Annotated in this window: 14 protein-coding genes and 2 tRNA genes; 10 read left to right on the plus strand and 6 right to left on the minus strand. The window is 66.7% G+C overall.

The genetic code is table 11. The annotated features are described in order from the left end of the window. The first annotated feature begins 122 nt into the window (after positions 1–122). Entirely contained in the window at positions 123–419 is a 297-nt protein-coding gene (locus C6Y53_RS00060) for an antibiotic biosynthesis monooxygenase family protein (RefSeq protein WP_106470578.1), read from the plus strand. 3 nt (positions 420–422) lie between these two features. Here the strand turns inward: C6Y53_RS00060 and C6Y53_RS00065 are convergent, their stop codons facing one another. Beyond that, entirely contained in the window at positions 423–1,010 is a 588-nt protein-coding gene (locus C6Y53_RS00065) for a TetR/AcrR family transcriptional regulator (RefSeq protein WP_106470579.1), read from the minus strand. A 106-nt stretch (positions 1,011–1,116) separates the two neighbouring features. Here C6Y53_RS00065 and C6Y53_RS00070 point away from each other — a divergent pair, with 106 nt between their 5' ends. The 5 genes from C6Y53_RS00070 (at position 1,117) to C6Y53_RS00090 (ending at position 5,862) form a co-directional block, all read left to right on the plus strand. Next, on the plus strand, positions 1,117–1,449 hold the full coding sequence (locus C6Y53_RS00070; protein WP_211299426.1) for a hypothetical protein: 333 nt from the start codon (positions 1,117–1,119) through the stop codon (positions 1,447–1,449). 91 nt (positions 1,450–1,540) lie between these two features. Then, a complete protein-coding gene (locus tag C6Y53_RS00075; RefSeq protein ID WP_106470580.1) occupies positions 1,541–2,827 on the plus strand; it encodes a homoserine dehydrogenase in 1,287 nt (428 codons plus the stop codon). 37 nt (positions 2,828–2,864) lie between these two features. Continuing rightward, entirely contained in the window at positions 2,865–3,839 is a 975-nt protein-coding gene (gene glpX, locus C6Y53_RS00080) for a class II fructose-bisphosphatase (protein ID WP_106470581.1), read from the plus strand. Between the two features lie 104 nt (positions 3,840–3,943). Continuing rightward, a complete protein-coding gene (gene recJ / locus C6Y53_RS00085) occupies positions 3,944–5,689 on the plus strand; it encodes a single-stranded-DNA-specific exonuclease RecJ (RefSeq protein WP_106470582.1) in 1,746 nt (581 codons plus the stop codon). 98 nt (positions 5,690–5,787) lie between these two features. Then, positions 5,788–5,862, plus strand: a tRNA-Glu gene (locus C6Y53_RS00090). Between the two features lie 234 nt (positions 5,863–6,096). Here the strand turns inward: C6Y53_RS00090 and C6Y53_RS00095 are convergent. Continuing rightward, a tRNA-Leu gene (locus C6Y53_RS00095) sits at positions 6,097–6,180 on the minus strand. A 178-nt stretch (positions 6,181–6,358) separates the two neighbouring features. Here C6Y53_RS00095 and C6Y53_RS00100 point away from each other — a divergent pair. Further along, a complete protein-coding gene (locus C6Y53_RS00100; RefSeq protein WP_106470583.1) occupies positions 6,359–6,937 on the plus strand; it encodes a YqaA family protein in 579 nt (192 codons plus the stop codon). Beyond that, positions 6,934–7,395, plus strand: coding sequence for a disulfide bond formation protein B (locus C6Y53_RS00105; RefSeq protein WP_106470584.1), 462 nt, complete (start codon positions 6,934–6,936; stop codon positions 7,393–7,395). Before C6Y53_RS00100 ends, C6Y53_RS00105 begins: the two co-directional genes overlap by 4 nt. A 40-nt stretch (positions 7,396–7,435) precedes the next feature. Here C6Y53_RS00105 and lysM read toward each other — a convergent pair whose 3' ends face one another. Further along, positions 7,436–7,870 carry a peptidoglycan-binding protein LysM gene (gene lysM, locus C6Y53_RS00110; protein ID WP_106473859.1) on the minus strand — a complete coding sequence of 145 codons (435 nt, stop codon included), beginning with the start codon at positions 7,868–7,870 and terminating at the stop codon, positions 7,436–7,438. Positions 7,871–7,974: 104 nt separating this feature from the next. Next, positions 7,975–8,400, minus strand: a complete 426-nt coding sequence (locus C6Y53_RS00115; protein WP_106473860.1) for an Lrp/AsnC family transcriptional regulator — start codon at positions 8,398–8,400, stop codon at positions 7,975–7,977. A 119-nt stretch (positions 8,401–8,519) separates the two neighbouring features. Here C6Y53_RS00115 and rocF point away from each other — a divergent pair, with 119 nt between their 5' ends. Together rocF and C6Y53_RS00125 are read left to right on the plus strand one after the other, a co-directional pair. After that, positions 8,520–9,446 (plus strand): arginase, encoded by a 927-nt coding sequence (rocF, locus tag C6Y53_RS00120; RefSeq protein ID WP_106473861.1) that lies wholly within the window; start codon positions 8,520–8,522, stop codon positions 9,444–9,446. A gap of 13 nt (positions 9,447–9,459) precedes the next feature. Next, the gene (locus C6Y53_RS00125) at positions 9,460–10,518 is read left to right on the plus strand and encodes an ornithine cyclodeaminase (RefSeq protein ID WP_106470585.1); all 1,059 of its coding nucleotides are present in this window, start codon (positions 9,460–9,462) and stop codon (positions 10,516–10,518) included. Positions 10,519–10,540: 22 nt separating this feature from the next. Here the strand turns inward: C6Y53_RS00125 and C6Y53_RS00130 are convergent, their stop codons facing one another. Continuing rightward, entirely contained in the window at positions 10,541–11,278 is a 738-nt protein-coding gene (locus C6Y53_RS00130) for a phosphoadenylyl-sulfate reductase (protein WP_106470586.1), read from the minus strand. A 20-nt stretch (positions 11,279–11,298) separates the two neighbouring features. Continuing rightward, positions 11,299–12,456: an NAD-dependent epimerase/dehydratase family protein gene (locus tag C6Y53_RS00135; protein ID WP_106470587.1), complete on the minus strand. Its 1,158-nt coding sequence runs from the start codon at positions 12,454–12,456 to the stop codon at positions 11,299–11,301. Between the last annotated feature and the right edge of the window lie 175 nt (positions 12,457–12,631).

Raw genomic sequence — 12,631 nt, forward strand, 5'->3', positions numbered from 1 at the left:
CATACCGGCTCGCCGGTGCGGCCGCAAGCGCCATGGGCCCGGCACATCCACCCATTGCCGCCCCGCCGCCCTCCTGCCCGGAATGTGCTAGACTGCGCCATCCCGACAAAAGGAGTTTCACGATGATTGTCCGAATTTTCCGGGTGCGCGCCCGCGAAGGCCGGGTCGACGAGTTCCGCAGTTTCTTCACCGAAACCGCCATCCCGCTGATGCGGCGTCAAAGCGGCCTGACAACGCTGATCCCCGGCCTGCCACGGCCCGAAACGCCGCGCGACTTTTCGATGGTCATGGTCTGGAACAGCGTCGAGGCGCTGGCCGCCTTTGCCGGCGACGACTGGCGGCAGCCGCATATCGACCCGGCCGAGGCCGAGATCGTCGAGGACCGCTGGCTGGATCACTACGACCTGGCCGAAACCTGATCCTCAGCCGGCGACCGCGCGGCGCACCATGTCCCAGTAGATCTGTTCGACCTGCTCGAGCGTCAGCCGGCCCTCGGCGCGATACCAGGTGTTGATGCCGTTCAGCATCCCGATCAGCGCCAGCGTCGCCACCTTGGTGTCGGCGACGGTGAACGTCCCGTCCCCGACCCCGTCGCGCAGGATCGCCTCGAGCCGGTCTTCGTAGCTGCGGCGCAGCGCCTCGATGGTCTCGAAGTTCCCCGGGTCGAGATTGCGCAGCTCCATATAGGCGATGAAGACCGCGTCCTGCCGTTCGAGATGGAACCGGATATGGAACCGGGTGAACGCGCGCAACCGCTCCAGCGGGTCGGCCTGCCGCGGTTCGGCGTCGAGTGCCGCCAGCAGGTCCTCCATGTGGGCCTGCATCAGGTCGAACAGCAGGCTCTGCTTGTCTCGCGTGTAATTGTAGAGCGCCCCGGCCTGCACCCCCACCGCGCCCGCGATCCGCCGCATCGACACCGCCGCATAGCCGTGCCGGGCAAACAGGTCCTGCGCCGCGGCGCGGATGCGCGGACCAGTGATGTCGGAATGCGATCCTGTCGTGCGGGCCATGACGACAGGCTATCTGAACATCCGTTCAGAAAAAACCCCGTCTTGCACCCTTTCGGCAACCGGGCGACATTGGGGGCCATTTGCCCATCCGGAACCGTCCCAGCCCATGTCTCGCCTTTCTCGCATCGCCCCGGCCCGCTGCCTGCCATTCCTGGCCCTGGCGGTCGTGGCGGTCGTGGCAGGATGCACCGAGATCCCCGAGCTTGATGCCACCCTGTCGCCACAGCTGGAACAGGCGGATTACCCGGCGCTGATCCCGCTGGACGATTCGCTCTTCGAGCATCCCGAACCCCGCGACGAGGCGCGCGAGCTGCAGCAGGGGCTGGACGCGCGCAGCCGCCGCCTGCACGACCGGGCACGGGCGCTGCAGGGCCCGGTGGTGGACGACGCCACCCGCGACCGGATGGCCGAGGGCGTGACGCCGCCGGTCTCCGGCTAGCCGCGCGCGCCCGGCGGCTCCGCGTTGCACCGGCCGCGCGAACCGGATAAGCCACCCGGAACGAGACATCCCTGACAAGAAGGACAGGAACATGGCTGCACCTCTGCGCCTCGGTATCGCGGGGCTGGGCACGGTCGGCGTCGGTGTGCTGCGCATCCTGCGGCGGCAACAGGCGCTGCTGGCCGCGCGGACCGGCCGCGAGATCAGCGTCTCGGCCATCTGTGCGCGCGACCGCCGCAAGGATCGCGGCATATCGCTGACCGCCCATGACTGGGAAGACGACCCGGTCGCTCTCGCCCGGCGCGACGATGTCGACGTGTTCGTGGAACTCATGGGCGGATCGGACGGCCCCGCAAAGGCCGCGACCGAGGCGGCGCTCGACGCGGGCAAGGATGTGGTGACCGCCAACAAGGCGCTGCTGGCGATGCACGGGCAGGCGCTGGCCGAACGGGCCGAAAACTCCGGCCGCACCATCCGCTACGAGGCGGCGGTGGCCGGCGGCATCCCGGTGATCAAGGCGCTGACCGAAGGTCTCGCGGCCAACGAGGTGACGCGGGTGATGGGGGTGATGAACGGCACCTGCAACTATATCCTCACCCGCATGGAAAACGCGGGCCTGCCCTATGACGAGGTGTTCCGCGAGGCCGATGCGCTGGGCTATCTCGAAGCGGACCCGACGCTGGACGTGGGCGGCATCGACGCCGGTCACAAGCTGGCGATCCTGTCGGCGATCGCCTTTGGCGCGCGACCCGATTTCGACGGCATCGAGATCGAGGGCATCGAACGGGTGTCGATCGACGACATCCGCCATGCCGCCGACATGGGCTATCGCATCAAGCTGCTGGGCGTGACCCAGCGCACCGGCCGCGGGCTGGAACAGCGGATGCAGCCCTGCCTCGTGCCCGCATCATCGCCGCTGGGGCAGCTCGAAGGCGGCACCAACATGGTGGTGATCGAGGGCGACGCCGTCGAACAGGTGGTCCTGCGCGGCCCCGGCGCGGGCGAAGGCCCGACCGCCAGCGCGGTGCTGGGCGATGTGTGCGACATCGCCCGCGGCCTGCGGCTGCCGACCTTCGGCCAGCCCGCCGCATCGCTGCAGGACCTGCCGCGCGCCAGCACCGGGCTGCCCGCGCCCTATTACCTGCGCATGGCGCTGGACGACAAGCCGGGCGCCATGGCCAAGGTGGCCTCGGTCCTGGGTGACGCGGGGATCTCGATCGACCGGATGCGCCAATATGCCCATTCCGACGACACCGCCCCGGTTCTGATCGTCACCCACAAGACCACGCGCAGCGCGCTGGACCTGGCGCTTGCGGCGATGGAACAGACCGGCGTCGTGGCCACGCGCCCTGTCGCCTTGCGCATCGAACATCTGTAACCTCGATCACAGAACAGCATTTCCGAAGGAGTAATTCATGCCCGCAACCGTCGAATTCCATGATCGCATGTTGTCGCTGGGCCTGGCCCGTGTCGCGGAACAGGCCGCGCTCGCCTCGGCCTCGCTGGTCGGGCGCGGGGACGAAAAGGCCGCCGACCAGGCCGCCGTCAATGCCATGCGCGAACAGCTCAACCTGCTCGACATCGCCGGGGTCGTGGTGATCGGCGAAGGCGAACGCGACGAGGCGCCGATGCTGTTCATCGGCGAAGAGGTCGGCACCGGCAACGGCCCCGGCGTGGACATCGCGCTGGATCCGCTGGAAGGCACCACGCTGACCGCCAAGGACATGCCCAATGCGCTGACCGTGATCGCCATGGGGCCGCGCGGGTCGATGCTGCATGCCCCCGATGTCTACATGGAAAAGGTCGCGATCGGCCCGGGCTATCCGCAGGGGCTGGTCACGCTGGACATGCCGCCGGCGACACGGGTGTCGGCGCTGGCGACCGAAAAAGGCTGTTCCCCGGCCGATATCACCGTCTGCATCCTCGAACGACCGCGCCACGAGGACATGATCGCCGAGGTTCGCGCCACCGGCGCCGCGATTCGCCTGATCACCGATGGCGACGTGGCCGGCGTCATGCATTGCGCGGAAAGCGAACTGACCGGCATCGACATGTATATGGGGGCCGGTGGCGCCCCCGAGGGCGTTCTCGCCGCCGCGGCGCTGAAATGCATGGGAGGGCAGATCGAGGGCCGGCTCCTGTTCCGCAACGACGATGAAAAGGTCCGCGCCGCCAAGGCGGGCATCACCGATCTCGACCGTGTCTATGCGCGTGACGACATGGTTTCGCAGGATGTGATCTTTGCCGCGACCGGCGTGACCAACGGCACCCTTCTGCCCGGAATCCGCCGCGAACCCGGCTGGCTGACGACACAGACCCTGCTGATGCGCTCGAAGACCGGTTCGGTGCGCCGGATGGAATATCGCAGCCCGGTCTCCGATCCACGCTGACGCCGCGCCCGCATCCGGCGTCGGAGCCTCCGGCGGGGATATTTATGGCAAGAGGACGGGGCCGGTCCGTCAGCGGGCGGGCCGGTGCCGCAGGGAGGGGCCGGATGAGTTTTCTGGGTGTCGATGCGTCGCTGACCAAACGCCGTTGGGTCGGCCCGTCGATCGAAACCGACCGCGCGGCCGAGGCGCTGGCCCAGGAGACCGGCCTGCCCCGGCAGCTGTGCCAGGTGCTGGCGCGCCGGGGGGTGGCGGCGGCCGAAACCGAGGCGTTCCTGGCCCCGACGCTGAAGGACCTGCTGCCGGATCCGCGCAGCCTGATGGACATGGAAACCGCCGCCGCGCGCGTGGTCGACGCGGTCCGGAAACGGCAGAAGATCGCGGTCTTTGCCGATTATGACGTGGATGGCGGGTCGAGCGCAGCGTTGCTGCTGGTCTGGCTGCGCGGGCTGGGCATGGATGCGACATTGTATGTGCCCGACCGGATCGACGAAGGATATGGCCCCAACGAACCCGCGATGCGAGAGCTGGCGGCGGCGCATGATCTGGTGATCTGCGTCGATTGCGGCACCCTGAGCCACGGGCCGATTGCCGCGGCGCAAGGCGCGGACGTGGTCGTTTTGGATCATCACCTGGGCGGCGAAACCCTGCCCCCCGCGCATGCGGTGGTGAACCCCAACCGTCAGGACGAGAGCGGCGATCTCGGTCATCTCTGCGCCGCGGCGGTCGTGTTCCTGATGCTGGTCGAGGCGCGGCGGCAGATGCGCGTCGCGGACCTGGGTGACGGGCCCGACCTGATGGCGCTGCTTGACCTGGTGGCGCTGGCCACGGTGGCCGATGTCGCCCCGCTGACCGGCGTCAATCGCGCCTTCGTCCGGCAGGGGCTGCGGGTGATGGCCCGCCGCGACCGGCCGGGGCTGCGCGCGCTGGCGGACGTGGCGCGGATGAACACCGCCCCGGCCCCGTATCACCTGGGGTTCCTGCTGGGACCGCGCATCAATGCGGGCGGACGGATCGGGCGGGCGGATCTGGGCGCGCGGCTGCTGGCCACGGCGGACGAGGCCGAAGCGCAGGCACTGGCCGAACGGCTGGACATGCTGAACAGCGAACGCCGGGAAGTCGAGGAAACGGTGCGCGCCGCCGCCCTCGCCCAGGCCGAGGCGCGCGGGCTCGACGCGCCGCTGGTCTGGGCCGCGGGCGAAGGCTGGCACCCCGGGGTGGTCGGCATCGTCGCCTCGCGCCTGAAGGAAACCGCGCATCGCCCGTCCATCGTGATCGGGATGGACGGTGAGATCGGAAAGGGCTCGGGGCGGTCGGTTTCGGGGATCGATCTGGGCGCCGCGATCCAGCGGCTGGCGTCGGAAGGCTTGCTGCTCAAGGGTGGCGGCCACCGCATGGCGGCAGGTCTGACCGTTGCCCGCGACAGGCTGGAGCCCGCCATGGAGCGGCTCGCCGAGCTGCTTGCACGGCAGGGCGCCGACCGTCTCGGACGGGCCGACCTGAAGCTGGACGGTTTGCTGGCACCGGGCGCGGCGACGACGGAACTGATCGATCGGATGGAACAGGCCGGGCCGTTCGGCGCGAGCGCCCCTGCCCCGCGTTTTGCGCTGCCCGACCTTGCGATCGGCCATGCCCGCCGCGTCGGCGAAAGCCACCTGAAACTGACGCTGAAGGATGGCCAGAGCGGGCGGATCGACGCCATCTGCTTTGGCGCATATGACAGCGCCCTCGGGCCTGCGCTCGAGAAGCACGGGGGCGCGCGATTCCACTTTGCCGGTCGTCTGGAAATCAATGACTGGGGCGGCAGAAGGTCTGCGCAGCTGCGTCTGGAGGACGCGGCACCGGCCGCCTGACCAGGTCTACCGCCGATGCGGAATTTTCCGCCCGTGGCCTGCACTTTTTGGCTTGCGCCCTGCGCCGCGATTGCCTAATGAACCGCTCACCACAGCGTGGCCCGTTCGTCTATCGGTTAGGACGCCAGGTTTTCAACCTGGAAAGAGGGGTTCGATTCCCCTACGGGCTGCCATTTTTTCATGACATTCCGTGAACTTTCCGGCGATGCGCAGGCAGCACCGGAACTGGCCAATGAGCGACCGCCCGCCGAAGCATTTTTTGGTGAGATAGGGCTGTCCTCAACGACATGGGACCAGTTCAGGGCCGAGATCGCGCGTCGTATGTCAGCCACGAAAACTCGCTACTGGACCCGTAGGTGCCCCGGTCCGACCGGACATATACCAACCCGTGAAACTCACTTGCGATATGGTGCGGGTGGTCGGACTCGAACCGACACTCCTTGCGGAAAGGGTGTTTGAGACCCTCGCGTCTACCATTCCGCCACACCCGCGTCCCGTGTTCCCCGCCGGTAGCCTCGGGGGACCGCATGTCGTGAGCTAGGGATTTAGCGGTGCCGCGCGGCGAGGTCCATAGTCAAAAATCACCGATCCGTGCGCGGCGCGCGGTTGACCCTGTGACCGGCACATGGTTTTCCGGCACCATCCGCAACCTGACCAAAATTCCGCCACATGCTCAGACGCATCTATGACCGGACCATGGATCTCGCCGATTATCCGCATGCCCTGTGGTGGCTGGCGCTGGTGTCCTTCGTCGAAAGCTCGGTCTTTCCGATCCCGCCGGATGTGCTGATGATCCCGATGATCCTGGCGCGCCCGTCACGCGCCTGGCTGATCGCCGGTGTGGCGCTGGTAGCGTCGGTTCTGGGCGGGCTGCTGGGCTATGCCATCGGCGCCTTTGCCTATGACAGCATCGGCCAGCCGATCCTTGCCGCGATGGGCAAGGGCGAGGCCATGGCCGAGTTCAACACCCGGTTCAACGATTTCGGTTTCTGGGCGGTGCTGACCGCCGGCGTCACGCCGTTTCCGTACAAGGTCATCACCATCATGTCCGGCTGGACCGGCATGCCGCTGGGCACGTTCGTCGCCACTTCGATCCTGGCACGCGCCCTGCGGTTCTTTGCCGTCGCCGGGCTGTTGCGGGTCTTCGGCGCGCCGATCCGGGAGTTCATTGAACGGCGGCTGGGGCTCATGTTCACGCTGTTCATGATATTGCTGATCGGAGGCTTTTTCCTGGTGAAACACCTATGACACGGCGGTTGCTGATCCTCGCCGCTGCCGGCGGGTCCTTCGCGCTGCTGGCCGGGGCCTTTGCCTTTCAATACCTGGGCGGCCTGCCCCCCTGCCCGCTCTGCCTCTGGCAGCGCTGGCCCCATGCCGCGGCGATCCTGATCGGGGGACTGGCGCTGTTCCTGCCCGGCCGCGTGCTGCCCCTGCTCGGCGCGGGCGCGGCGCTGTGCACGGCGGCGATCGGCGCCTATCACTCCGGCGTCGAGCGCGGCTGGTGGGAGGGCCCGACCACCTGCACCTCCGGCGGCGTGTCCGGGTTGAGCCCGGAACAGTTGATGGAACAGATCATGGCCGCGCCGCTGGTGCGGTGCGACGAGGTGCCGTGGGAATTTCTGGGCCTGTCGATGGCGAGCTGGAACGCGATCGCATCGCTGGGTTTCGCCCTGCTCTGGATCGCCGCCGCGCGGAGCCGGACCTGAAAAGGCGCCCCGCGGGGCGCCTTTCCTTTTTCATCCGGTCTCAGGCCATCCTGTCCTGCGGGATGCGCAGCACCTGGCCGGGATAGATCTTGTCGGGATCGGTCAGCATCGGCTTGTTCGCCTCGAAGATCTCCATGTAGCGATTGGCGCTGCCCAGTGTTTTCCTGGCAATCGCCGACAGCGTGTCGCCCCGTTCCACGGTGTGGAACACCGTTTCCTCCGCGTCGCCGTCATCCTCGACAGCGGCAACGCCGCTGACATTGCCGACCGCCAGAACGACCTTTTCGCGGGCCTCCTGGCTGACGCCCATGCCCGAGACCTTGACCTTGTCTCCGTCCACCGAGATGTCCAGCCCCGACGCATCCAGCCCCAGGTCCGCGACTTCCTTTTTCAGCGTTTCGGCATCGGGTGCGGCATCATCGCCGCCGCCAAAGAGGCTCTTTCCCGACTCCTTCATAAAATTCCACAATCCCATGACAATCTCCATTGTTTGGTCCGTTCGAACTGTCACGAACTGCCCACCCGGCGGCAAGAGGGAATTCGCGGCATTTTCCGTCATGCCCGGCATGGGCTGCCTGCTCAGGTCGCCTTGCGCGTGGCCAGCAACAGGCTGGTTTCGCTGGTGGAAACCCCGTCCAGCCGGCGAATTCGCGTCAGCGCCGCGTCCAGCGCCTCGAGCGTCTCGGTGCCCAGTTCCACGATCACGTCCCAGCGGCCATTGGTGGAATGCACCGCGCGCACCGCGGTCAGCCCCTGCAACTGGCGGATGATCCGTTCGGTGCCCCGCCCCTCGATGCCGATCATCATCAGCCCGCGCACGGGATCGGGCTGGGTATCGCCCTTGAGCACCACGGTGAAGCCGAGGATCTCGCCCCGCTGCCGCAGCCGTTCGATCCGGCTGCGCACGGTGGTGCGCGAGAGGTTCAGCTGCAACGCGAGATCGGACAGGGACGCGCGCGCATCGTGGCGCAGCGCGGCAATCAGGCGTTCATCCGTTTTGTCCAATATTGCCTCCAATACGGCCAGATCGCCTTCATCATGCGCAAAACAGCGGATGGTGTCCAACCTGATCCGGCGGCTAACTCGACCGCGACAGCCATCATGTGATCACCCTGGGGACAACCATGACCAACCGAACCTGCATTCTCGTCGGTGCGCCGGTGGATAGCGGCCAGAGGCGGCCCGGCTGCCTGATGGGCCCCGATGCCTACCGGACCGCCGGGCTGGCGCGGGTGCTGGCCGATCTCGGCCACAAGGTCGACGACCTGGGCAACCTGACGCCCGCCTCGCACAATCCCGACACAGGCGAAGGGCGCCTGCACCGTCCCAATGAAACCATCGGCTGGACCCACCGGTTGATCCGCACCGCCGAACAGGCGCTCGGGCGTGGCTTGCCGATATTCCTGGGCGGCGACCATTCGCTGTCGCTGGGCAGCGTCGCCGGTGCGGCCAATCATGCCGCCAGCCGGGGCCGGCCCCTGTTCGTGCTGTGGCTCGACGCGCACAGCGATTTCCACACGCCGGAAACCACGGCCTCGGGCAACCTGCACGGCACCCCGCTGGGCTATGTCACCGGGCGGGGCGGCTTTGGCGGGTTTCCCGCCATCACCAACCCGGTGCCGCAGCGCAATATCTGCATCGTCGGGCTTCGATCGGTCGACCGGCCGGAACGCGCCGCCCTGCAAGACACCGAGATCCGCTATCACGACATGCGCGAGATCGACGAGTTTGGGATCGCGCGCCCGATGGCAGCCTTTCTGGAACAGGTCACCGCGCAGAACGGCATGCTGCATGTCTCGCTCGACGTGGATTTCCTCGACCCGGCGATCGCCCCCGCGGTGGGCACCACCGTGCCCGGAGGCGCCACCATCCGCGAAGCGCATCTGGTGATGGAGATGATCTGCGACAGCGGGCTGCTGAGTTCGCTGGATCTGGTTGAACTGAACCCGTTCCTGGACGAACGCGGGCGCACCGCACAGCTGATGGTCGAACTGACCGCCAGCGCTCTCGGCCGCCGCGTGTTCGACCGCCCCACCCGAGCCTATGCCTGAGCAGGAGACGCCGATGAAACCCGCAGCACTCGAACCCTCCGACAAGGCCCTGGTGCCCTTCGTCTCGGTCGAACACATGATGCAGCTGATCCACCGGATCGGGGTCGAGGAGATGATGGCCGGGATCGCCCTCTATATCGAACAGGATTTCCGCCGCTGGGAGCTGTTCGACAAGACCCCCCGCGTGGCCTCGCATTCGGCCGAGGGCGTGATCGAACTGATGCCCACCTCGGACGGCGAGGTCTATGGGTTCAAATATGTCAACGGCCACCCCAAGAACACCAGCGAGGGGCTGCAGACAGTCACCGCCTTTGGCCTGCTGGCGGATGTGGGCACCGGGTATCCGGTGCTGCTGTCGGAGATGACGATGCTGACCGCGCTGCGCACCGCCGCCACCTCGGCCATGGTGGCGAAACATCTCGCGCCCGCCGGCGCCGACACCATGGCGATGATCGGCAACGGCGCGCAGTCCGAGTTCCAGAGCCTCGCGATGAAGGCGATCTGCGGCATCGGGAACGTGCGCCTTTATGACACCGATGCAGAGGCCACCGCCAAATGCGCCGTCAACCTTGCCGGGCACGGGCTGGGCGTGGTGACCTGCTCCAGCCCCGAAGACGCGATCGAGGGCGCGCAGATCCTCACCACCTGCACCGCCGACAAGCAATATGCCACGATCCTGACCGACAACATGGTCGGCAGCGGCGTGCATATCAACGCCATCGGCGGCGATTGTCCGGGCAAGACCGAACTGGCGCCGGGCATCCTGCGCCGGTCCGACATCTTCGTCGAATACCCGCCCCAGACCCGGATCGAAGGCGAGATCCAGCAGCTCGACCCGGACCACGAGGTGACCGAGTTCTGGCAGGTGCTGACCGGCGACGCACCGGGACGGACTTCGGACCGGCAGATCACCCTGTTCGATTCGGTGGGCTTTGCCATCGAGGATTTCAGCGCCCTGCGCTATGTGCGCGACCGGCTCGAGGATACCGGGCTCTATTATGCGCTCGACCTGCTGGCCGACCCGGACGATCCCCGCGACCTGTTCGGCATGCTGATGCGCGCCAAACCCTGACCAGACCCTGAACCGCGGGCACCTAGCCGCCCTTGCGGACCAGTTTGCCGTTCTCGAAATGGATGCCGCACTCGGTCTTGTCGCTGCCGGCCCAGCGCCCTGCACGCGGGTCGTCGCCCTCGCGCACCGCGCTGGTGCAGGGGGCGCAGCCGATCGACGGATAGCCCTGCGCCTCCAGCGGGTGGCGCGGCAGGTCGTGGGTGCGGAAATAGTCGGCGATGCGGTCGCGGTCCCAGTCCAGGATCGGGTTGACCTTGATCCAGCGGTCCTGCGCCTCGAACAGCGCCAGTTCGTCGCGGGTCGCGGCCTGGTAGCGCTTGCGCCCGGTGATCCAGCAGCTCAGCCCGCGCAGCGCCTGCAGCATCGGCAGCGTCTTGCGGACATGGCAGCACAGGTCGGGGTTGCGCGCGTGCAGGTCGCCATCGGGGTCGTCCGCGGCGACCGAGGCCGGGCGCGGCGACACCACCTGCAGGTTGCACAGCCCCAGCTCACGCGCCAGCGTTTCGCGATAGTCCAGCGTCTCGGGAAAATGCTTGCCGGTTTCCAGGAAGATCACGGGCGCATAGGGATCGATCTGCGCCACCATATGCAACAGCACCGCCGCCTCGGTGCCAAAGGACGACACCAGCCCCACCCGGCCCGGATAGATATCGCGCAGCACCGAGGCCAGAACCGCCTCGGCCTGCAGCCCCGCATGTTGGGTGCTCAGCGCCTCGGCCCGTTCGCGAAGTTCCCGTCGGGCGTTGGTTTCGAACTGCACAGGTTCCGCCCTTCCCTGTCCTAGCGCCAGCGCGAAACGCAGGGGATCTTGGACGTATCGCAGCGGTCGGCGTATTTCCGGGCGATGCCCATCACCTCGTCCATCACCCCTTCGGACAGGCGCAGCGGCTGCAGCCCCATGCCGATCAGCCGATCATTGGCCACCAGCAGATCGTTTTCGGCGGCCTCGTTGCGCGGATTGTCCAGGCGCGCGATTTCGGCACCGGTGATCTCGTGGATCATCTGCGCAAGGTCGCGGATGCGATGGGTTTCGGTCATCTGGTTGAGGATGTTCACCCGTTCACCGGTCTGCGGCGGGTTTTCCAGCGCCAGTTCGATGCAGCGGCAGGTGTCCTGGATATGGATGAAGGCGCGGGTCTGTCCGCCGGTGCCATGCACCGTCATCGGGTATCCCACCGCCGCCTGCATGATGAACCGGTTCAGCACCGTGCCATAGTCGCCATCATAGTCGAACCGGTTGATCAGCCGTTCGTCCATGCGGGTTTCATCGGTCTGGGTGCCCCAGACGATCCCCTGGTGCAGGTCGGTGATCTTCACCCCGTCATTTTCGTTGTAGAAGTGAAAGAACAGCTGATCCTGGCTCTTGGTCATGTGGTAGATTGAGCCGGGATTGGTGGGATAGAGGATTTCGTGTTCGCTTTCGCCGACCTCGGTATCGACCCGGATCTTGAGATAGCCTTCGGGGATCTTCATGCCGGAGGTGCCGTAGCCATAGACCCCCATCGTGCCCAGATGCACCAGGTGCACGTCGCGGCCGCTTTCGACGATCGCGGCCAGGACATCATTGGTGGCGTTGAGGTTGTTGTTGACCGTGTAGCGCTTGTGCCAGGACGATTTCATCGAATAGGGCGCGGCACGCTGTTCGGCGAAATGGATGATCGCGTCGGGCTCTTCGTCGCCGATCAGGGTCAGCAGCCGGTGATAATGATCGCCCACGGTGAAATTGTGGTGGACGATCTCGTTGCCGGTCAGATCCTTCCACACCCGCAGCCGTTCACCCAGCGGGCGGATCGGGGTCAGGCTCTCGACTTCAAGCTCGAGGTCGATCTTGCGGCGGCTGAGATTGTCCACGATGATCACGTCGTGGCCCCGTCGCGACAGATACAGCGCCGTGGGCCAGCCACAGAACCCGTCACCGCCCAGAATGATGATTTTCATATGCCCGAAGCCTCATGCGGACTGTTCTTCAGGGGCCAGCTTATGGACCGCCCGCGCGGCATTGAAAACCCCCGGCCGGACCGCAGCCACGTTTTGATGCCACCGTGCCGCATCGGGACGTTCGGCTCTTGGCGGGGCAGACGCAAACGTCTACCATCTGGTAAAAATTCCGAAA

It is taken from the genome of Pukyongiella litopenaei (assembly GCF_003008555.2).
GTDB classification, from domain to species: Bacteria; Pseudomonadota; Alphaproteobacteria; order Rhodobacterales; family Rhodobacteraceae; genus Pukyongiella; species Pukyongiella litopenaei.